18 protein-coding genes are annotated in these 19002 nt (G+C 70.6%); 12 read left to right on the forward strand and 6 right to left on the reverse strand.

Annotated elements, in window-relative coordinates; translation table 11 throughout:
* Position 1: 1 nt before the first annotated feature.
* Positions 2–547, reverse strand: a complete 546-nt coding sequence (locus tag ABD298_RS01190; protein WP_344297701.1) for a hypothetical protein — start codon at positions 545–547, stop codon at positions 2–4.
* Complete coding sequence (locus ABD298_RS01195; RefSeq protein ID WP_344297703.1) at positions 544–1305, reverse strand: alpha/beta hydrolase; 762 nt, start codon at positions 1303–1305, stop codon at positions 544–546. Before ABD298_RS01195 ends, ABD298_RS01190 begins: the two co-directional genes overlap by 4 nt.
* Positions 1306–1467: 162 nt before the next feature.
* Here ABD298_RS01195 and ABD298_RS01200 point away from each other — a divergent pair, with 162 nt between their 5' ends.
* Both ABD298_RS01200 and ABD298_RS01205 read left to right on the forward strand, forming a co-directional pair.
* The gene (locus ABD298_RS01200; protein ID WP_344297705.1) at positions 1468–2193 is read left to right on the forward strand and encodes a lysophospholipid acyltransferase family protein; all 726 of its coding nucleotides are present in this window, start codon (positions 1468–1470) and stop codon (positions 2191–2193) included.
* Between the two features lie 62 nt (positions 2194–2255).
* Positions 2256–3653 (forward strand): class II 3-deoxy-7-phosphoheptulonate synthase, encoded by a 1398-nt coding sequence (locus ABD298_RS01205; RefSeq protein WP_344298149.1) that lies wholly within the window; start codon positions 2256–2258, stop codon positions 3651–3653.
* 24 nt (positions 3654–3677) lie between these two features.
* On the opposite strand, the gene pknB is transcribed toward ABD298_RS01205, so the two are convergent.
* Together pknB and ABD298_RS01215 are read right to left on the reverse strand one after the other, a co-directional pair.
* Positions 3678–5657 (reverse strand): Stk1 family PASTA domain-containing Ser/Thr kinase, encoded by a 1980-nt coding sequence (gene pknB, locus ABD298_RS01210; RefSeq protein WP_344297707.1) that lies wholly within the window; start codon positions 5655–5657, stop codon positions 3678–3680.
* 56 nt (positions 5658–5713) lie between these two features.
* Positions 5714–6874, reverse strand: a complete 1161-nt coding sequence (locus ABD298_RS01215) for a LysM peptidoglycan-binding domain-containing protein (protein WP_344297709.1) — start codon at positions 6872–6874, stop codon at positions 5714–5716.
* A 229-nt stretch (positions 6875–7103) separates the two neighbouring features.
* On the opposite strand from ABD298_RS01215, the gene ABD298_RS01220 reads away from it, so the two are divergent.
* Positions 7104–7457, forward strand: coding sequence for an Rv2175c family DNA-binding protein (locus ABD298_RS01220; RefSeq protein ID WP_208712336.1), 354 nt, complete (start codon positions 7104–7106; stop codon positions 7455–7457).
* Positions 7458–7466: 9 nt separating this feature from the next.
* Here the strand turns inward: ABD298_RS01220 and ABD298_RS01225 are convergent, their stop codons facing one another.
* Positions 7467–8573: a polyprenyl synthetase family protein gene (locus tag ABD298_RS01225; RefSeq protein WP_344297712.1), complete on the reverse strand. Its 1107-nt coding sequence runs from the start codon at positions 8571–8573 to the stop codon at positions 7467–7469.
* A gap of 6 nt (positions 8574–8579) precedes the next feature.
* The gene (locus ABD298_RS01230; protein ID WP_344297714.1) at positions 8580–8903 is read right to left on the reverse strand and encodes a hypothetical protein; all 324 of its coding nucleotides are present in this window, start codon (positions 8901–8903) and stop codon (positions 8580–8582) included.
* On the opposite strand from ABD298_RS01230, the gene ABD298_RS01235 reads away from it, so the two are divergent.
* The 9 genes from ABD298_RS01235 (at position 8902) to ABD298_RS01275 (ending at position 19002) form a co-directional block, all read left to right on the forward strand.
* On the forward strand, positions 8902–9189 hold the full coding sequence (locus tag ABD298_RS01235; protein ID WP_344297716.1) for a hypothetical protein: 288 nt from the start codon (positions 8902–8904) through the stop codon (positions 9187–9189). The genes ABD298_RS01230 and ABD298_RS01235 overlap by 2 nt on opposite strands.
* A gap of 45 nt (positions 9190–9234) precedes the next feature.
* The gene (gene dinB / locus ABD298_RS01240; RefSeq protein ID WP_425564282.1) at positions 9235–10470 is read left to right on the forward strand and encodes a DNA polymerase IV; all 1236 of its coding nucleotides are present in this window, start codon (positions 9235–9237) and stop codon (positions 10468–10470) included.
* A 212-nt stretch (positions 10471–10682) separates the two neighbouring features.
* On the forward strand, positions 10683–11048 hold the full coding sequence (locus ABD298_RS01245) for a DUF3040 domain-containing protein (protein ID WP_344297720.1): 366 nt from the start codon (positions 10683–10685) through the stop codon (positions 11046–11048).
* Positions 11049–11522: 474 nt separating this feature from the next.
* A complete protein-coding gene (gene mraZ / locus ABD298_RS01250; RefSeq protein WP_344298150.1) occupies positions 11523–11954 on the forward strand; it encodes a division/cell wall cluster transcriptional repressor MraZ in 432 nt (143 codons plus the stop codon).
* Between the two features lie 160 nt (positions 11955–12114).
* Positions 12115–13104, forward strand: a complete 990-nt coding sequence (gene rsmH / locus ABD298_RS01255; protein WP_344297722.1) for a 16S rRNA (cytosine(1402)-N(4))-methyltransferase RsmH — start codon at positions 12115–12117, stop codon at positions 13102–13104.
* A 2-nt stretch (positions 13105–13106) separates the two neighbouring features.
* A complete protein-coding gene (gene ftsL / locus ABD298_RS01260) occupies positions 13107–13790 on the forward strand; it encodes a cell division protein FtsL (protein ID WP_344297724.1) in 684 nt (227 codons plus the stop codon).
* Between the two features lie 146 nt (positions 13791–13936).
* Positions 13937–15724, forward strand: coding sequence for a peptidoglycan D,D-transpeptidase FtsI family protein (locus ABD298_RS01265; protein WP_344298151.1), 1788 nt, complete (start codon positions 13937–13939; stop codon positions 15722–15724).
* Positions 15725–15823: 99 nt separating this feature from the next.
* Positions 15824–17506, forward strand: a complete 1683-nt coding sequence (locus tag ABD298_RS01270; RefSeq protein WP_344298152.1) for a UDP-N-acetylmuramoyl-L-alanyl-D-glutamate--2,6-diaminopimelate ligase — start codon at positions 15824–15826, stop codon at positions 17504–17506.
* A complete protein-coding gene (locus ABD298_RS01275; RefSeq protein WP_344297726.1) occupies positions 17503–19002 on the forward strand; it encodes a UDP-N-acetylmuramoyl-tripeptide--D-alanyl-D-alanine ligase in 1500 nt (499 codons plus the stop codon). The genes ABD298_RS01270 and ABD298_RS01275 overlap by 4 nt, the downstream gene beginning before the upstream one ends.

The raw sequence follows: 19002 nt of genomic DNA on the forward strand, positions 1-19002 counted from the left end.
CTCAGACGCGCGCCCCGTCGTCGCCGTCGTCCTCCTTGTGCCGCGGCAGCCGCATGATGAGCACGCCGACCCCGGCCACGAACGCCGCGATGAGCAGCGCGATCACGAACCCGGGCACGGCGCGCCACACGAGCGCGAACACGAGGAGGGCGAGCGGGCCGCCGAGCGCACCGCACCAGGCGAGCACGACGGCGGGATCGGCCCCGGCGAGGATGGGCTTCGGTTCCTCCGGTACGAAGTCGCCCACCACGTGCTCGTCCGGTTCCTCGCCGACGGGACCCCGGCCGAGCCGGTGCACCGCGGAAGGCCGCGAGAGCCCGAGCGGATCGAAGTCGCTGAACTGGGCGGGATCCGGGGCGTTGCCGGCGCGGCCTGCCTCGAGCCCTGCCTCGGCCGCCGCGGCCCGCTCGGCAGCAGAGGGCTCCGCGGGTGCGGGACCGTCGGCCTCGAGGCCGGTCTCCCCTCCGCGAAGGCGCGCCACGAGGTCACGCCACGCGTCGTCGTCGGCGGCGTGGTCGGCTCTGTCGGGATCCGGGCGGCCGTTCACGCGCTGCTCCCCGCCGCGTCGGCGTGTCCCGTCGGCGCGGAGAGCCCGGCGACCTCGCGGATGAAGTCGACCGAGCGCCTGAAGACTGTAGGGGCGTCATTGTCGAGCGTCGCCACGTGGTAGCTGTCCCGGAGCCGGACAATGCGGATGTCGTCGCCGCCGTACAGGCGGGCGATCGCGGCGACGCTGCGTTCGCTCGTCACGACGCGGTCGACCGTGGAACGGAAGACGAGCAGGGGAGCGCTGGCGCTCGGAAGCGAGGCCACGGTGTCCCTGAACATCAGCTTCATCTGGTGCGCAGCCCGCACGGGAAGGCGGGCGTAGGCGCCCTCGTCCGCCCCGGCGAGCTTGATGTCGTTGGCGATCCCCGGCACCGAGCGCAGCGCGTGCTGGAGCAGCACCGAGACGTACGACCGGGGGTCGTCGACCACGAGCGCGGGGTTGACCACGACGGCGCCCCCGACCTTCTGGCGCGCGGCGAGGCGGAGCGCGAGCGCGCCGCCCATGGACAGCCCGGCGGCGATCACGGTCGAGCAGTCCTGGGCGAGTTCGTGGTACGCCGCTTCGTAGGCCTCGTACCACTCGCCCCAGGACCGGGTGGCGAGATCCTGCCACGACGTTCCATGGCCGGGCAGGAGCGGCGCGGCGACGCGGAAGCCCGCTTCCTGCAGGGCGTCGGCCCACGGCGCGACGCCGGCGAGGCTGCCGCCGAACCCGTGGCTGAGCGCGACCCCGATGGGGCGCGAGGGGCTGTCCATGCCATGCATTATGCCCCGATCACCGCCGGCGCCTCCCGTGGGGCGAGCCCGCGCACGTCAGAAGAGACCATGGGTCCATCGTGACACTCCGAGTGTGCGGGTGCACGCGCTCCCGTGACACTACAGTGAGAGCAGCACCGGCCCACAGCGGAAGGCCCATCCTTGGTCTACTGGATCCTGAAGCGGATCTTCATCGGTCCGATCGTCAAGCTGCTCTTCCGTCCCTGGATCAAGGGACTGGCGAACGTCCCCGGCGAGGGGGCCGCCATCCTGGCCTCCAACCACCTCTCGTTCTCCGACTCGATCTTCCTGCCGGTCATGGTCCATCGCCCCGTGGTGTTCCTCGCCAAGCAGGAGTACTTCACCGGCACCGGACTCAAGGGGCGGCTCACGGCGCTGTTCTTCCGGGCGACGAACCAGCTGCCGATGAACCGCTCGGGCGGCGAGGCCTCCACCGCCTCGCTCGACGCCGGGGGCGGCGTGCTGCGCTCGGGCGGGCTCCTCGGCATCTACCCCGAGGGCACCCGGAGCCCGGACGGAAGGCTCTACCGGGGAAAGGTGGGCGTGGCGCGGCTCGCGCTGACGGCCCGTGTCCCCGTGGTCCCGGTGGCCATGATCGGCACCGAGAAGGTCCAGCCGATCGGGCAGCGCTTCCCGTCGATCCGCCGGGTCGGGATCGTGATCGGCCGCCCGCTCGACTTCTCGGAGTTCTACGACAGGGCCGAGGACCGCGGCGTGCAGCGCGAGGTCACGGACCGGATCATGCGCCACATCCAGCAGCTCTCGGCGCAGGATTACGCGGACGTCTACGCCGCCGTCGTGAAGGCCCAGTTGGCCGAGCAGGCGTCGCATGCGAAGCGCCGCACCAGGGGAACCCACGACGCATAGGCGTCAGGCGCGACGCATAGGGTCCAGGACAGTGCCGCGATTCGCGGTGGGACTAACCTTGGATCGTGACTGATCTCTCCGTATCGCCCGCGGCCCGCTTCACCAGCACAGCGCAGAGCGGCGCAGCCGACTACCCCGGCCTCGACAACTGGCGTTCCCTGCCGATCTCCCAGCAGCCCACATGGGCGGACCCCGGGGCCTTCGACCGCGCGGTCGCCGAACTGTCGATCCTCCCGCCGCTCGTGTTCGCCGGCGAGGTCGACGTCCTCCGGGAGCGGCTCGCGGCCGCCGCCGAGGGGCGTGCGTTCCTGCTCCAGGGCGGCGACTGCGCCGAGACGTTCGGGGCGGCGACTGCCGACAAGATCAGCGCCCGCGTGCGCACCATCCTCCAGATGGCCGTGGTCCTGACGTACGGCGCACAGCTTCCGGTCATCAAGATGGGGCGCATGGCCGGGCAGTTCGCCAAGCCCCGCTCGTCCAACGATGAGACGCGTGACGGCGTGACCCTGCCCGCCTACCGGGGTGACATCGTCAACGGCTACGACTTCACTCCGGAGTCCCGGGCCCACGACGCGAACCGCATGCTCCGCGCCTACCACACTTCGGCCTCGACCCTGAACCTCATCCGGGCCTTCACACAGGGCGGCTTCGCGGACCTGCGCCTCGTGCACATGTGGAACAAGGGCTTCACCGAGAACCCCGCCCACGCCCGCTACGAGTCGCTCGCCCGCGAGATCGACCGGGCGATCAAGTTCATGGACTCCTGCGGCGCGGACTTCGAGGCACTCAAGCGGGTCGAGTTCTTCGCGAGCCACGAGGCGCTCCTGCTGGACTACGAGCGGCCGCTCACGCGCATTGACTCGCGCACGGGCCTGCCCTACGACACCTCCGCCCACTTCCTCTGGATCGGCGAGCGAACGCGCGAGCTCGACCATGCGCACGTGGACTTCCTCTCGCGGGTCCGCAACCCGATCGGGGTCAAGCTCGGCCCGTCGACCACCGGCGACGACGCCCTGCGCCTCATCGACCGCCTCGACCCCGAGCGCGAGCCCGGCCGGCTGACGTTCATCACGCGCATGGGTGCGAAGAACATCCGCGAGAAGCTTCCGCCCGTGATCGAGAAGGTCACCGCCTCGGGCGCGCGGGTCCTCTGGGTCACCGACCCGATGCACGGCAACACGGTCACCAGCCAGAATGGCTACAAGACGCGCCGCTTCGACGACGTCGTGGACGAAGTCCGCGGCTTCTTCGAGGTGCACGAGGCCCTTGGCACGATCCCTGGCGGCCTGCACATGGAGATGACGGGCGACGACGTGGCCGAGTGCCTGGGCGGCTCCGATCCGATCGACGAGGACGCGTTCGCCGACCGCTACGAGTCGGTGTGCGACCCGCGCCTGAACCACATGCAGTCGCTCGAGATGGCCTTCCTCGTGGCGAGCGCCCTCTCCAAGAGGGCCTGAGGGAGGCGTTTCCGGCCAGGCCGCTCAGACGACGGTGAGCGTCACGGTGCTGCCATCCGGCACGTCCGCGTCCACGGGGTCCTGGGCGCGGACCGTGCCGAAGAAGCCACCGAGCACCTTCTCGATGCGCACGTCGAAGCCCAGCTTCCTCAACGCGTCAGCGGCCTGGTCGGCCTGCTTTCCCACGTAGTTGGGGACCCTGATCAGCTTGGGGCCCTTGGAGATGGTCAGCGTGACCTTGCCGCCCTTCGTCAGCGCCGTTCCGGCGCTGGGGGACTGGCCGGCAACGGCGCCCTTCGGTATGTTGCGGTCGTTGACCTCGTCCGCACTCACCACCGGGTCCAGGCCGGCCGCGCGCAGGGCCGCAAGTGCCTCCGACTGGCTCTTGCCGACCACTTGCGGGACCGGGATGGGCTGCGGGCCCTTGGAAACCGTGAGGGCGATGGCGGCGCCTCGCCTCAGCGGGGTCCCCGGACCCGGGTCTTGGGCGCTGACGGTGCCCGCGGCCGCGGTCTCGCTGTAGGCCTCGGTCACCGCGCCGAGAGCCATCTGAGCGCGCGCGATGCTTGCCTTGGCCTCGTCGAGGGAGCGGGCGCGCAGGTCCTCGAGCGGGAACAGCTGCGGTCCCTTCGACACCAGGAGGCTCACGCCCTGGAACCTGCGGATCTCGGTTCCCCCGGGGGGCGTGCTTCCGACGATGAGGCCAGCCGCCACGCCGTCGTCGAACACGTCCTGGGTCGAGAAGGCGAGTCCGGCACGCTCGAACAGCGGCGTCGCCTGGGCCACCGTGAGTTCCTTGACGCTCGGCACGGTGGCGGCGGCTCCGGGGCCCACGCCGAAGAACCAGCCCGCGAGGGCGGCGACGAGGGCCAGGACGATGACTATGAGCGCCCAGACGACTCCTCGCCGCCGCCCCCCGGGGGCGAGTGTCTTGGTGGGGGTCGCGGCGGTGGCAGCGGCTGCCCGCGCGGCATCGCGTTCTCGCTTCCGCGACTGGCGGGGAGTCACGGGAGCGGGAACCGCTGCATGCGGCATCACGGTGGTGTGGTGGGCTGACACGGCGCCGATAACCTCGGTCCGGGCCGCCGGAAGGACGTCGGTCCGCGCCGAGCCGGCCTGGGGGAGGTGCTCCGTGGAGTCCGCGCGCAGGTCGAGCTGCGCATCGCTCAGGTGGGTGCGGATGTGCCGGATCTCGCCGAGGAGGGCCTCCGCATCGACGGGGCGGTCCTCGGGATCTCTCGCCGCAGCCCACTGCACCAGTTCGTCGAGCTCCGGGGACAGCCCGGGCACGAGCGCAGAGGGCGGCGGCACGTCCGCTGTGAGGTGCTGGTAGGCGATCTGGTCCGGAAGGTCCCCGCGGAACGGCTGCCGTCCGGTGAGGAGCTCGTAGAGCATGATCCCCACGGAGTAGAGGTCGCTGCGGGCGTCGCCCCCGGTGCGCTGTACCAGCTCCGGGGCGATGTACGCCACGGTCCCCAGAGTCAGGCCGGTGCTGGTGGACGCGGTCGCAGCCCGCGCCAGGCCGAAGTCCGCGACCTTGATCTGGCCGGAGTCGCCGAGGAGCACGTTCTCAGGCTTGATGTCGCGGTGCACCAGTCCGGCCGCGTGGGCGGCTGCCAGGCCCTCGACGACGGCGTAGATGAGCGCGAGGGCCTGCTTCGGGGCGAGCGGGCCGGAATCGTTGAGGAGTTGGCGCAGGTTCCGGCCCGGGACGTACTCCATGACGAGGAAGAAGACGTCCCCGTCGTGTCCGCGGTCCAGCACCGACACGACGTGGGGGTGGGACAGCCGCGCCGCGGCCTTGGCCTCGTGCTCGAGGCGCTCCGCGAAGCTGGGGTCCTGGCTCAAGTGGGGATGGAGGACCTTGAGGGCCACCTCCCGCTCGAGGTTCGTGTCGCTGGCCACGTATACCGTCGCCATGCCGCCGATCGCGAGGCGCGACTCCACGCGGTACCGGCCGCCGACGAGCGAGCCGACGAGCGCGTCGCTCAGCTTTCCGTTCACCCCTCGATCCTATGCCGTGCCCGGCGTCGGTCGCCGACTGGGCTCGATGGCCGGCCTCAGCGAAACGAGTCGCGGTGGGACTTGATGGCCGCGACGTACGCCTTCGTGTCGTCGTACATGCCGTGCTTGCTCACGGAGTACTGGCCCTGGTAGTAGCCCGCGATGGCATTGTCCTCGTCCTTGCTGGTGCGCAGCAGGGCCCGGATGATCGCAATGCCGGCCGTGGCGTTGTCGCGCGGATCGAGCAGGTTGAGCCTTCGCCCGACGAGGTCCGACGCCCAGGTCCCTGAAGACGGCACGATCTGCATGGCGCCGATCGCGTTGGCGGGGGAGACGGCCCGCTGGCTGAAGCCGGACTCCTGGTACGCGAACGCGAGCGCGAGGGCCGGGTCCACGCCCATCGAGCGGGCGGTGCCCGCAATGATCTGCTTCATCTCCTCTCGCCCCGGGACGGGTGCAGCGTTGAGCAGCCGCTTGTTCTCATTCGCCGAGGCGACGACGGCGTCCGGGTACTTGTAGCCGAGGAACGTGTCGCCGACGAGTGGCCGAGGGGCCGCGGACGATGCCGGCGCGACCGCAGCCGCGGGCTGGGCGGTCCTCGGGATCTGGAGCGTCTTGCCCGGGTAGATCACGCTCGTGAGGCTCAGCCGGTTGGACGCGAGGAGATCGCCGATGGGCACGTTGAGCCGCGCGCTGATCCCGTAGAGCGTGTCGCCAGGCTTGATCGTGTAGGTCGTGCCAGCGGCCGTCGACGGTGCCGGCGTCGGCTGGCGCTGCGCCGCTGGCTCCGCCGGTGCCGCTGTGCCCGTCAGCCGGAGCTTCTGCCCGGGGTAGATGACCGTGGAGGGGGTGAGCCTGTTGAGGGCAAGCACATCCGCCACCTTCAGCCCGTACCGTCCTGCGATCGACGTCACTGTGTCGCCGCTGCGGATCGTGTAGTCGCTCGGCGCGGCCGTCTGGGCGGGCGCCTGGGCTGGCGCGAGCCGCGATGGAACGAGGGCCGCGATCTCGGACGCGGGGACGACGGCGGCCTGCTGGCCTGCGCGTTCCATCGCAGCGGAGAGCGCCCCGGGGACGTGCACGGCCGGGGAGGCCGAGGCGGGAGCCGCGAGCGCCAAGGACGAGAGCGCGACGGCGGGGAGCACCGCAGTGGTCGCGGCGACGAGGGGGAAGGTGGGCTTGGCAGCGGTCGTGCTGGTCGTGCCTGACGTGCTCATCGGTCGTCCTCCTGGAGCGGCGGATGGTGTGTCACTCCTGTGAAAGGAGGTACACCTGATAAAGACGTTCTGTTTGTGAATTCTCGGACTGATGTTACGGGAGTGACGATTGCGAATCTCTCACGAATTACCAAGCGGCACAAGATAAGGCTTCCCACAGCGGGGTCGCGGTCCTTTTCGGCGGTGGGGCGACTAGGTGCGCGGCGCCGCGCCATGGCACGCTAATGGCGTGAGTGATATTGAGAACCTGGTGTCGGAATGGCTGCCCCTGCCGGACGTCGCGGAGCGGCTGGGCTGCACGGTCACCAAGGTGCACGGGCTCCTGGACGAGCGCGCCCTCGTGGCGCTTCGAGTCGGCGAGCGGAAGATCCGATCGGTCCCCGCCCTCTTCCTGGAGGGAGATCATGTAGTGGACAGCCTCAAGGGCACGATCGCCGTCCTGGCCGATGCCGGCTTCAGTGACGAGGAACTCGTCGCCTGGCTCTACACGCCGGACGAGTCCCTCCGCGGCCGCCCAATCGACGCGCTGCGAGAAGGCCGCAAGACCGAGATCCGGCGTCGGGCGCAGATCCTGGCCTGGTAGACGTAGGCGTCAGGAAGCCCTGCGGACCGCGGCGCGCCCGAGCGCCTCGAGCGCGCCGCGGACCAGGCCGTCCAAAGGGAGCCTGTCCAGCGCCGAGAAGGCGCGCTCGGCCAGTTCGTCGATGAGCCGCTCCGTGGACTCCAATGCTCCCGTGGCGGCGACCACGTCGCGGAGCCGGTCGACCTCGGCGAGGGTGAGGGACGCGTTGCCGAGCCCGTGCTCGAGCTCCGTGCGGGCGGCCTCGCCCGCCGCATCGAGGGCGAGCGCGACCAGCACGGTCCGCTTTCCCTCCCGGAGGTCGTCCCCGGCGGGTTTGCCTGTAGTGAGAGGGTCCCCGAAGACGCCGAGGACGTCGTCGCGCAGCTGGAACGCCTCCCCGAGCGGCAGGGAGAACTCCGAGTAGCCCCGCAGCAGGGCCTCGTCCGCCCCGGCGAGCGCACCGCCGATCCCGAGGGGATGCTCCGTGGAGTACTTCGCAGACTTGTAGCGGATCACCGTCCGGGCCCGCTGCACGGCATCCTCACGCGGCCGGACCGGCCCGGCGACCTCCTCGAGCACGTCGAGGTACTGGCCGGCCATCACCTCCGCCCTCATCGCGTTGAAGAGGCGCCGCGCGGAAGTGCCCGACGCCGCCGCCCGGCCCACCGCGGTGAAGGCCTCTTCGCTGAAGGACAGGCACAGGTCGCCTGTGAGGATCGCCGCGGCCTGGCCGAAGCGCTCGGGGTCCAGCGCCCATCCCGAGTCCCCGTGCAGGTTCGAGAAGCGGCGGTGCACGCTCGGGGCGCCGCGCCGGGTGTCCGAACGGTCGATGATGTCGTCATGGATGAGGGCCGCGGCCTGGAACAGCTCGAGCGCCGCGCCCGCCCGGACGGGTTCCGCGGCGAGCTCCGCGCCCCCGGCGCCCCGCCACCCCCAGTAGGAGAGCATGGCCCGCAGCCGCTTCCCGCCGGCCACGAGGCCAGAGATGGCGTCCATGAGCGGGGCGACATCACCGGACACGCCGGCCATGCTCTGCCGCTGCTCTTCGAGGAAGGCGCCGAGCTCGGCATTCAGTGCTTCGCGGTAGCGCGCCTGCTCGGCCTCGTGGACGGCGGGAGCGGTGCTGGGCTTCTGCATGTGGGCCTACTTGAACGCCGACTGGTTCACAGAGATGCCCACCGTGGCGACAGCCTGGCCGTTCGCCGTCACGACAGTGATGGTCGCCGTCTCCTTGCCGCCCGAACGGACGAAGTCCCGCACCAGTGTCCCCGCGGCGGCGAGGGCCGACGCGGTCCCCGCCGAGGCGCTGGCCTCCGGCACGGCGGTGAAGCCCTGCCGCGTGAGCTCCTGCGTGTAGTACTCGAGCATCTCGTTCGCCGAGGACTTGCTGCTGCCGGCGACGAGGGACGCGACCGCTGGGTCGGTCGAGCCGTCGAAGCTCGTCGCCAGGGGGGTCGCGCCGGGCATGAGCGGGATGAGCTGGGATGGGAAGCCGGGCGCAATCGCGCTCACGGTCGCGCTCGGCGTCGTGCTCGCTGAAGGCGAGGCGGACGACGACGGCGACGCAGCCGAGGCCGAGGGGCTCGCCGTCGCGGAGGTGCTCGAGGAGCTGCCCCCTGCCTGCGCCCCCGTCGAGCAGCCCGCGAGCGCGAGTGCTGCCGACGTGCAGACGCCTGCCCAGACGAGTCCGATCTTCCTGCCGGTTGTGATCACCGTGTCCCTCTCTTCAGCTGTCAGGTCCCGCCCAGTCTAGTCGGCGGCCACGCTCCGCCCGGCCTACGATGGGTCAGTGGAGACGCTGGGAGAAGCCCCCCGGGGCGAGCCGCTCGAGTCCCAGCGGCAGCGCGGAATCCTCCACGTGGACATGGACGCCTTCTTCGTCGCGGTGGAACAGCGCGAGCGCCCCGAGCTGCGCGGCCGCCGCGTGATCGTCGGCTTTCCCGCGGAGCGCTCGGTCGTCCTGTCCGCGAGCTACGAGGCACGGGCGTTCGGCATCCGCAGCGCGATGCCGATGTCCGCAGCGCTGCGGCAGTGTCCGGACGCGATCGTGGTGGAGCCGCGCCACCGCCTCTACTACGCGGTCTCCGCGCAGCTCATGGGCATCTTCCGGGACTTCACCGACCTCGTGGAGCCGCTGAGCGTCGACGAGGCCTTCCTCGACGTCTCCGGTGCCGTGCGCCGACTGGGGGCGCCCGAGCGCATTGCGGCGATGGTGAAGGAGCGGATTCGTGACGAACTCGGCATCACGGCCTCGGTTGGGGTCGCCGCCACGAAGTTCGTGGCGAAGATCGCTTCGGCACGGTCCAAGCCGGATGGCCTCCTCGTCATCAGGCCGGAGAGGACCATCGAGTTCCTCCACTCCCTGCCCGTCGGAGCGTTGTGGGGGATCGGCGGAAAGACGCGCGAGGTCCTCGCGCGGTTCGGGATCCACACCGTCGAGGATCTGGCGCACACCCCTGAGTCGACCCTCAAGCGCGTGCTCGGCGCCTCGGGCCTCCACGCGAGGCAGCTCAGCTGGGGCATCGACGCCCGGCCCGTCACGCCGGTCCGGCTCGAGAAGAGCCTGGGCGCCGAGGAAACATTCGCGGTCGACGTGTGGGACGACGGCGACCTGCACCGGGAGCTCCTGCGGCTCGCCCACCGCGTCGCAGGACGACTGCGCGCCGGTGGTCTTGCGGCGGGGACGGTGGCGCTCAAGCTGCGCTACTCCGACTTCTCGACACTCAGCCGCTCCCACACCCTGAGCGTGCCGACTGACAGCGCACAGCAGCTCTACTCTGCAGCCCGGACGCTGCTCGCGGGTCTGGGCCCACGGCCTTTGGCCGTTCGCCTCATCGGCATCCGCGGGGAGCGGCTCGCTGCCTCGGCGGGGTCCCCTCGGCAGCTGAGCCTCGACCGGTCGGAGGACAACTGGCGCACCGCCGAGCAGGCGCTGGATCGGGTCAGCGAGAAGTTCGGTTCCGGCGCACTGCGGCCGGCGCGCCTCCTGGCGGCTCCCGATCCGCCCGAACCCCGCCCACGCGAGGATGACTAGCTCGGCCCGGGGTGGGTATCAAGTCTCTGTTGGAACCTACTGGGACGTTCTATCCTTAAAGGACCTCGAATATTGGTTGCAGTGAGTCGGCTGGAGGTTCCCGGTGGGCGGTCGGGTCCGCATCGGCTCGTCCGGCAGGGAACCCAACACCGGATCAGTGCGTTGATGCAGTTGATGGGGCCGTCATCGGCTGTATGCGTGAAGGAGTCGCCATGCCTCTGTCGGAGCACGAACAGAAGATGCTGGAGCAGCTTGAGAAGCAGCTCCATGAGGAGGACCCGAAGTTTGCGGACTCCATGGGCGCCGATGCCCTCCGGACCTTCTCGACGAAGCACATCGTGCTCGGGGTCCTGGGGGTCATCGTCGGCATCCTGGTGCTGCTCCTCGGGGTGAATCTGCAGAACATCTTCGTGGGGGTTCTCGGATTCCTGCTCATGGGAGCCAGCGTCTATTACGGCACCCTGCGGCGGCCCGGACGGCGACGCAGCGGCCCGGGAGCGTCCAAGAGGTCTCGGAACGGCGGGTTCCTGCAGCGGCTCGAGGCCCAATGGGACGAGCGTCGCCGGGACGAGGCCTGACCCGAGCGACTCCCTGCACGCGGCCGATAGTGCATGCCTTCAGGCAGTTCGACCTGACTCCTGACTGCCTGGCCTGTTTCCTGACTGCCTGACGCACGCGGCGAACGAGCGCCCCGGACCCGATCGGTCCGGGGCGCTTCTGCGCGCGCACTCCGTGATCCCTCCACTTTGCTCCCCTCAGGCGCCGGCACCCGCTCGGAGCGGGGCTGCCCGGCGGCCGAAACCGATGCTCAGCGCCGCTGCCGGCTCTGCTTCCCCCACTGCCCTCCACCTGCTGCCAGGCACGCATCTCCATCCGTCACCGCCCGGAATCCCCGAGATTCCGGGCTTTTCTGCGTGAGTTATTTGCACGCTTGGTGCGACATCCCGTGTCGCTCCTCGTTGACGGGGGAGGGGAGTGGAGTAAAGTGGGGGATGTTGGAGGGAAGTGGCGGATAGGGACGTTCAGCCTCGAACGGACGGGTGGTGGTGCCGGTGTTGCTCGGTACGTATTCGCCGCGTCTGGACGAGAAGGGGCGCCTGATCCTCCCGGCCAAGTACCGGGACGAACTGGCCGAAGGGCTGGTTCTGACCAGAGGCCAGGAGCGCTGCATCTACGTCTTCAGCCAGAAGGAGTTCGAGAGAGTCCACGAGCAGATGCGGGAAGCCCCTATCTCCTCCCGCCAGGCGCGTGACTACTTGAGGGTCTTCCTGTCTGGGGCCTCCGACGAGGTGCCTGACAAGCAGGGGCGCGTCACGATCCCCCCGAACCTGCGGAAGTACGCAGGTCTGGACCGGGACCTCGCCGTGATCGGCGTGGGGACCCGGGCGGAGATCTGGGACGCCCAGGCCTGGGAGGACTACCTGGCCGAGAAGGAATCCGCCTTCTCGGAGACCGACGACGACGCGATACCCGGGATTTTCTGAATCCCCCGGCGGGCTGAGATCTCCAGCCGCCCGGACGCCCTCCTGGCTCTCCTTCCCCGGAGCCAGGCGGCGATACCGGCGCGGAGGGGGATCTGGGCTCCGCCGGAGCACGGCCACCGGGCAGCACTGCACGCACGAACCACGACGGAAGGAGCGACAGGTGCCCCAGCACGACGACAGGCCCACGTCCGAGCGCCACGTTCCAGTGCTCCTCGATCGCTGCGTGAACCTGCTGGCGGGGGGCATCGAGGCCGCGCACGACGCCGGCCGCTCACCTGTTGTCGTCGACGCGACCTTGGGCATGGGCGGCCACAGCGAGGCCGTCCTGGCGCGCTTCCCGGACGTGACGCTCGTCGGCGTCGACCGCGACGAGCAGGCGCTCGCCCTCGCCGGGGCCCGGCTGGCTCCCTTCGGCGCGCGCGCCCGGCTCGTCCACGCGGTCTACGACGAGATCCCCGAGGTGCTCGACAGTGTGGGCCTTCCCGGGGCGGACGGCATCCTCATGGACCTCGGGGTGTCCTCCCTCCAGCTCGACGAGCGAGAGCGCGGCTTCGCCTACTCGTACGACGCTCCACTGGACATGAGGATGGACACGAGCCGCGGCCACACCGCGGCGGACGTCGTGAACACCTACAGCGTGGAAGACCTGACCCGCATCATCCGGGCGTGGGGCGAGGAGAAGTTCGCGGGCCGGATCGCCCGGAACATCGTCGCGGTGCGGGCCGGCAAGCCTATCGAGACCACGGGCGAGCTCGTTGAGGCGATCCGCGCCGTCGTGCCGGCGGCTGCCGCCCGCTCAGGAGGCCATCCCGCCAAGCGGACCTTCCAGGCCCTGCGCATCGAGGTCAACGAGGAACTCGACGTGCTCGAACGCGCTGTCCCCGCCGCCGTCGATTCCCTGCGGCTCGGCGGCCGGATTGTCGTGATGAGCTACCACTCGCTCGAAGACAAGATCGTCAAGGCAGCCCTGCAGGCGCGCAGCCGCTCGTCGGCGCCTCCGGGCTTCCCTGTCGAGCTCGAGGAGCACAAGCCAGAGCTGAAGATCCTGACGAAGGGAACCGAAGTGCCCACCGCCGAGGAGATTGCAGAGAACCCGCGGGCTGCGTCGGCCCGCCTGCGGGCAGCGCAGCGCATCAGGGAGAGGAGCTGACGATGAGCGCAGCACAGCGGAAGACGGCGGTTGCGGGCACCTCAGCGCTTGCGTTCCCCGCATCCACCAAGCCTCAGGCTCCGTCGCGGAGGGCGCCGCTTGCGGTCGTGCGCACCCTTCCCGCGCGCCGCAGGGCGCCGTTCGCGATCTTCTGCCTGGGCGTCCTCGCCGCGGCACTTGTGACTGTCCTCATCCTGAACATCTCGGTCTCGACCGGGCAGTACCAGCTCGTCCAGCTCCGGAATGAGCAGCTGACCCTCCAGAAGCAGAACCAGGACCTGACACAGCGCGTCCAGAACTACGAGGCTCCCCAGAATCTGGCTGCGCGTGCGGCACAGTTGGGTATGGTCGCGTCGACGTCGAAGGGGCAGATTGACCTGAAGACGCTCGCGGTCACGGGGGAGGCCAAGGCCGCGCAGAAGGGTGGCAGTCAGGTCGCCGCGATTGCGGCACCGGCCGTCCCCGGGCAGATTGCGGTCACCCCGGCGCCGGACAGCAAGGACCCGCTCGAGGCCCGGGCAGCCGCGAACGCCGCGGCCGCGGGTACCGCTGCACCCGCAGCGGACAAGGCCGCAGCGGACAAGGCCGCGGCGGACAAGGCTGCTGCGGAGAAGGCTGCCGCTTCGGCCAAGGCCCTGAACGGCGGCAGCATCCCGGCGCCGGCCCAGCGCGAACCCACGCGCTAGGCCCGGGCGGCCGGAAGCCCTGCCGGCCGGCTCGGCGAGCCCGGCCGGCACGAGAGAACGGAAGCCGAGGACAGAGCGTGGCATCGAGCAGCAGGCCGACGGGCCGGACCGCATCGAGCGGTGCGTCGCCCCGGGAAGGCGTCGGGATCGCGAAGCGCGCGGCCAAGGGAGCCCGGCGGCTGCGGCTCGGCCTGGCGGTCATGCTCGCCTTCCTCGTGGTGCTCGGGGGCAGGCTCGTGCTGGTCCAGGGCTTCGATGTCGGCGGGCTCGCGGAGGCGGCCCTGAGCAAGCGCCTCCAGACCACCGTGCTGCCGGCCCAGCGCGGGCAGATCGTCGACTCCCGCGGCACCGTCCTGGCCACCAGCGTCATCCGCTACAACATCACGGTCGACCAGAGGCTTGCATCGGCGCCTGACTTCACGGAGATCGAGCGCCGCGTCGACAACCCCGACGGCGGCTGGAAGATCGTGAAGGTCTCCCGAGACCAGGCGCTGCGGGAACTTGCCGACGCGCTCGGGAAGCCGGTGGCGGACGTCTCGGCTGCGATCACCGGCGACAAGCCGTTCAACTACGTCGCGCGGAACGTCACGCCGGACACCGAGGACCGGGTGATGGCCGTCGGCTTCCCCGGGATCCTCTCCGAGGGCGTGACCCAGCGCGTGTACCCGAACGGAGCGGTGGGCGGCAACGTCGTCGGCTTCCTCGGCTCCGATGGCAGCGCCCTCGCCGGAATCGAGCAGACCCAGGACGGGGAGCTCACCGGCAAGGACGGCTCGCGCGTCTACGAGATCGGCGCCGACGGGCTCCGCATCCCGGTGGCGACCGACAAGCTGACCGAGGCGGAGGACGGCAAGACGGTCCGGCTCACGCTGAACTCCGACCTCCAGTACTTCGCCCAGCAGGCCATTCAGACCCAGACGAACAAGTACAGCGCGGAGTGGGGCATCGCGATCGTCATGGATGCCAAGACGGGCAACATCCTCGCCATGGCCGACTCGAACTCGATCGACCCCAATGACCCCGGCAAGACCGCGGCCAAGGACCGGGGCGCCCGGGCCGTCTCGGCCGCGTACGAGCCGGGCTCGGTGCAGAAGACCCTCACGCTCGCCGCCCTCATCGAGGAGGGCAAGGCGAACCCGCTGAGCCGGTACACGATCCCGCCCACGTACACGATCGACGGCGAGACCTTCGCCGACGCCTTCACACACGGCACCGAGCAGCGGACGCTCGCCGGCATCCTCGGGTACTCGATGAACACCGGAACGGTGATGGCCGGCAAGGAGCTCTCACCGCAGCAGCGCTACGACTGGTTCAGCCGGTTCGGGATCGGCCAGCCGTTGGACGTCGGGCTCCCCGGCGAAGCGCAGGGCATCCTGCACACCCCGGAGGAATGGGACACCCGCCAGCAGTACACCGTCCTGTTCGGCCAGGGCGTCACCCAGTCCACGCTGCAGACCGTGCGGGCCTACCAGGCCATCGCGAACAACGGTTCCATGGTCCAGCCACGCCTCATCGACGCGTATGTGGACAAGGACGGGCACACCGAATCGCCACAGGCGGCGGCGCCCACCCAAGTAGTCAGCAGGGAGACCGCCCAGCAGGTCAAGGACATGCTGGAGAGCGACGTGACCGAGGGCGAGGTCAAGCCCGCCGCGATCGACGGCTACCGGGTGGGAGCGAAGACGGGGACGTCGGAAGCTCCCCGTGAGGATGGGGTGCCCGGCTACAGCGGCGTCACGTCGTCCCTGGTGGGCATGGCGCCGATGGAGGACCCGCGGTTCGTCGTCGCCGTCGTGATCCAGCGGCCCAAGGGCGACATCTTCGGCATCGGCAACGCGGACGTCTTCCGCTCCGTGATGAGCCAGGCGCTCCGGCTGTACAACGTCCCGCCGTCCACTGGCACCCCTGCGCGGCTTCCCCAGTACGCGCAGTGAGCGGCCCGGTCCGTGCGGCCTGCGGCCGACGGCGGAGGCGTCCGAGCGACTACAGTTGGAGACTCCCGAGCAGTGAAGGTGAACGTGAGCGAGCAGCCCATGCCCACGGGCAGGAAGCCCATTCCAGGCGACTCCCAGCCGGGAGGCGACTCCCAGCAGCGCGCCCAGTCCCCGCGTGACCAAGCGGCCGCGTTCCGGCCGGCCAGGGTGGCGCCGATTCCCCTCACACAGATCGCCCGGCTGCTGGGGCTTCCCGAGGAGACGATCGACCCTGAGGTGGAGGTCACGGGCGCGAGCCTCGACTCGCGGGCAGTGCTCCCGGGCGACCTCTACTTCGCGCTGCCCGGCGCGACCCGCCACGGCGCCGACTTCGCGCACCAGGCGGTCGACGCCGGCGCCGTTGCGGTCCTGACCGACGACGAGGGCGCGCGGCAGCTCGCCCTCGACGACGCCCTCGAGCGCGTCCCGGTCCTGGTCGTCGACCGGCCCCGCGCGGCCGTCGGGCCGGTCTCCGCACGGGTTTACCGGAGCCAGGACCCCAGCGATCGCATGCTCCTGATCGGCGTGACCGGGACCAACGGCAAGACGACGACGACCTACTTCGCCAACGCCCTCCTGAGCGCCCTGGGCCACCGCACCGGGCTCATCGGGACGATCGAGATCTCGGCCGGCGGAACGCCGATCCCCAGCCGCCTCACGACCCCCGAGTCGACCGACGTGCACGCGCTCCTCGCCCTGATGCGGGAACGCGGGGTCACCGCGGCCTCGATGGAGGTCTCGTCCCACGCCATCGAGTTCGGCCGGGTGGACGGCGTGCGGTACAGCGCCGTCGGATTCTCCAACCTCACGCAGGACCACCTCGACCTCCACGGCACCATGGAGGAGTACTTCCTGGCCAAGGCGGCCCTGTTCACGCCCGAACGCGCCGCACAGGCGGTGGTGACGGTCGACGACGCGTGGGGACGCCGCCTCGCCGCTGAAGCACCGATCCCGGTCACCACGCTGAGCGTCTCGCCCGACATCCCGGGCACCGGTGCCGACTGGACCGTCGCCGCGGTCCAGCGCCGGGGACTCGGGACAGCCTTCGAGCTGCGCCACCGGGACGGCGACACCCTCCGGGCCCACACCGGCCTTCCGGGGGGTTTCAATGTGGCCAATGCCGCGCTTGCGATCCTGCTGGTGGTCTCCGCGGGAGCAGCCCTGGCGGATGTCCAGTCTGCGCTCGACGCAACGGATCCGTTCTCGGTCGACGTCCCCGGCCGCATGCAGCTCGTGGGAACCGAGCCCGCCGCCGTCGTGGACTTCGCCCACAACCCGGATGCCCTCGAACGGGCGCTCGAGGCCGTGCGCCCGCCCGCCCCCGGCCGCCTCATCGTCGTCTTCGGCGCGACCGGGCAGCGCGACGTGGGCAAGCGCCCCATCATGGGCGCAGTCGCAGTGCGCGGCGCCGACGTCGTCGTTGTCACGGACGACGACCCCCACGACGAGGACGCAGCGGGGATCCGCGCAGAGGTCCTCCAGGGCGCGCGGGCCGAGGACAGCGCGCGGGACCTGGGCCGCCGGATCGACGAAGTGGCGCCCCGCGCGGAGGCGATCCGGCATGCCGTCTCGCTCGCGGCGCCCCAGGACGTCATCCTCGTCGCAGGGCGCGGCCACGAGACCGTCCAAGAGGTCAGCGGAGTGGACCACGCCCTCGACGACCGCACCGAACTGCGGGCCGCCATGGTCGAGCACGGATTCACCGTGGTGGGTGCCGAGCCTATAGAGTCCGGTAAGGAATGATTGACTTCACTGCGGCGCAGATCGCCGAGATCACCGGCGGTCGCCTTGTAGGCGACCCAAGCACTGTCCCCCTTTCCGTCGTCACTGATTCGCGCGAGGCCACGCCGGGCGCGCTCTACGTGGCCAAGCCCGGTGAGACCGCAGACGGCCACGCCTTCATCGGGGCGGCCTTCGCAGCGGGCGCCGTGCTCGCCCTGTGCGAGCGGGAGGTGTCCGACTCCTCGGGCGCTTCCTTCCCGTGCGTGGTGGTTCCCGACGCCGTACTCGCCATGGGAGCACTGGCCCGCGAGGCGGTCCGGCGCATCAGGGCCGCCAGGGCCGCTCGCGGCGAGCAGCTCACCGTCGTGGGCATCACGGGTTCGGCGGGCAAGACGACCACGAAGGACCTTGTCGCCGGCATCTTCCGTTCCACCTCCGAGGGCTCGGCCACGCCGTCCTCGACGGTGTCCCCCCAGGGGTCGTACAACGGCGAGGTCGGCGTGCCGCTCACGGTCTTCCGAGCGGACGAGCGGACCCGCTACCTCGTCATCGAGATGGGCGCGACCGGCATCGGCCACATCGAGTACCTGGCGCAGATGGTCAAACCGGACATCGGCGTCGTCCTGTTCGTGGGCACGGCCCACGCCGGGGAGTTCGGCGGCGTCGAGAACATTGCGTTGGCCAAGGGCGAGCTTGTCGAGGCGCTCGCTCCCGAAGGCACGGCCGTGATCAACATCGACGACGCGCGGGTGCGTGCGATGGTGTCCCGGACCGCCGCCCGCCTGGTCCTCTTCACCCAGCACCCCGAGAACGCCGCAGAGTGGTCGGCCCGCGGGACGGTCGTCGCCGCGCACGGCGTGACGGTCGACGCCGGGGGCTCTCCGGTATTCGACCTGGCAGTGGGCGCGGAGGAGCGCGTGCATGTGGCCAGCAGGCTCATCGGTGCGCACCACACGTCCAACCTGCTTGCGGCCGCGTCCGCGGCGCATGCCGCGGGCGTCCCTGTGGCGACGATCGCGGCCTCCCTGTCCGCCCAGGGCCCGGGAAGCCGCTGGCGCATGGAGCGCACCGAGCGCGCGGACGGCGTGACGGTCATCAACGACGCCTACAACGCGAACCCCGAGTCCATGCGCGCCGCGCTCCAGACCCTCGCGGATCTGGGCCGGGGGCGCCGCACATGGGCGGTCCTGGGCGCCATGCTCGAGCTGGGCGAGGAGACCATCCCCGCGCACACCGCAGTCGGGACGCTCGTCGTGCGGCTCAACATCGACCGCCTCGTGGTGGTCGGCCGGGAGGCGCGCCCCCTGTACGTCTCGGCCGTGAACGAGGGCTCGTGGGGCGATGAGTGCACGTTCGTCGAGGACGCGGACGCCGCCTTCGAGCTCCTCGAGCGCGAGCTCGAACCCGGTGACCTCGTCCTCTTCAAGTCGTCCAACGGCGTCGGCCTGCGGCACCTCGGCGATCGGATAGCATTGGCCGGGCATGGCCGGGCCCACGACACCCAGGAGCGGAGCTGA

Origin of the sequence: Sinomonas flava (assembly GCF_039531875.1) — a bacterium.
GTDB classification, from domain to species: Bacteria; Actinomycetota; Actinomycetes; order Actinomycetales; family Micrococcaceae; genus Sinomonas; species Sinomonas flava.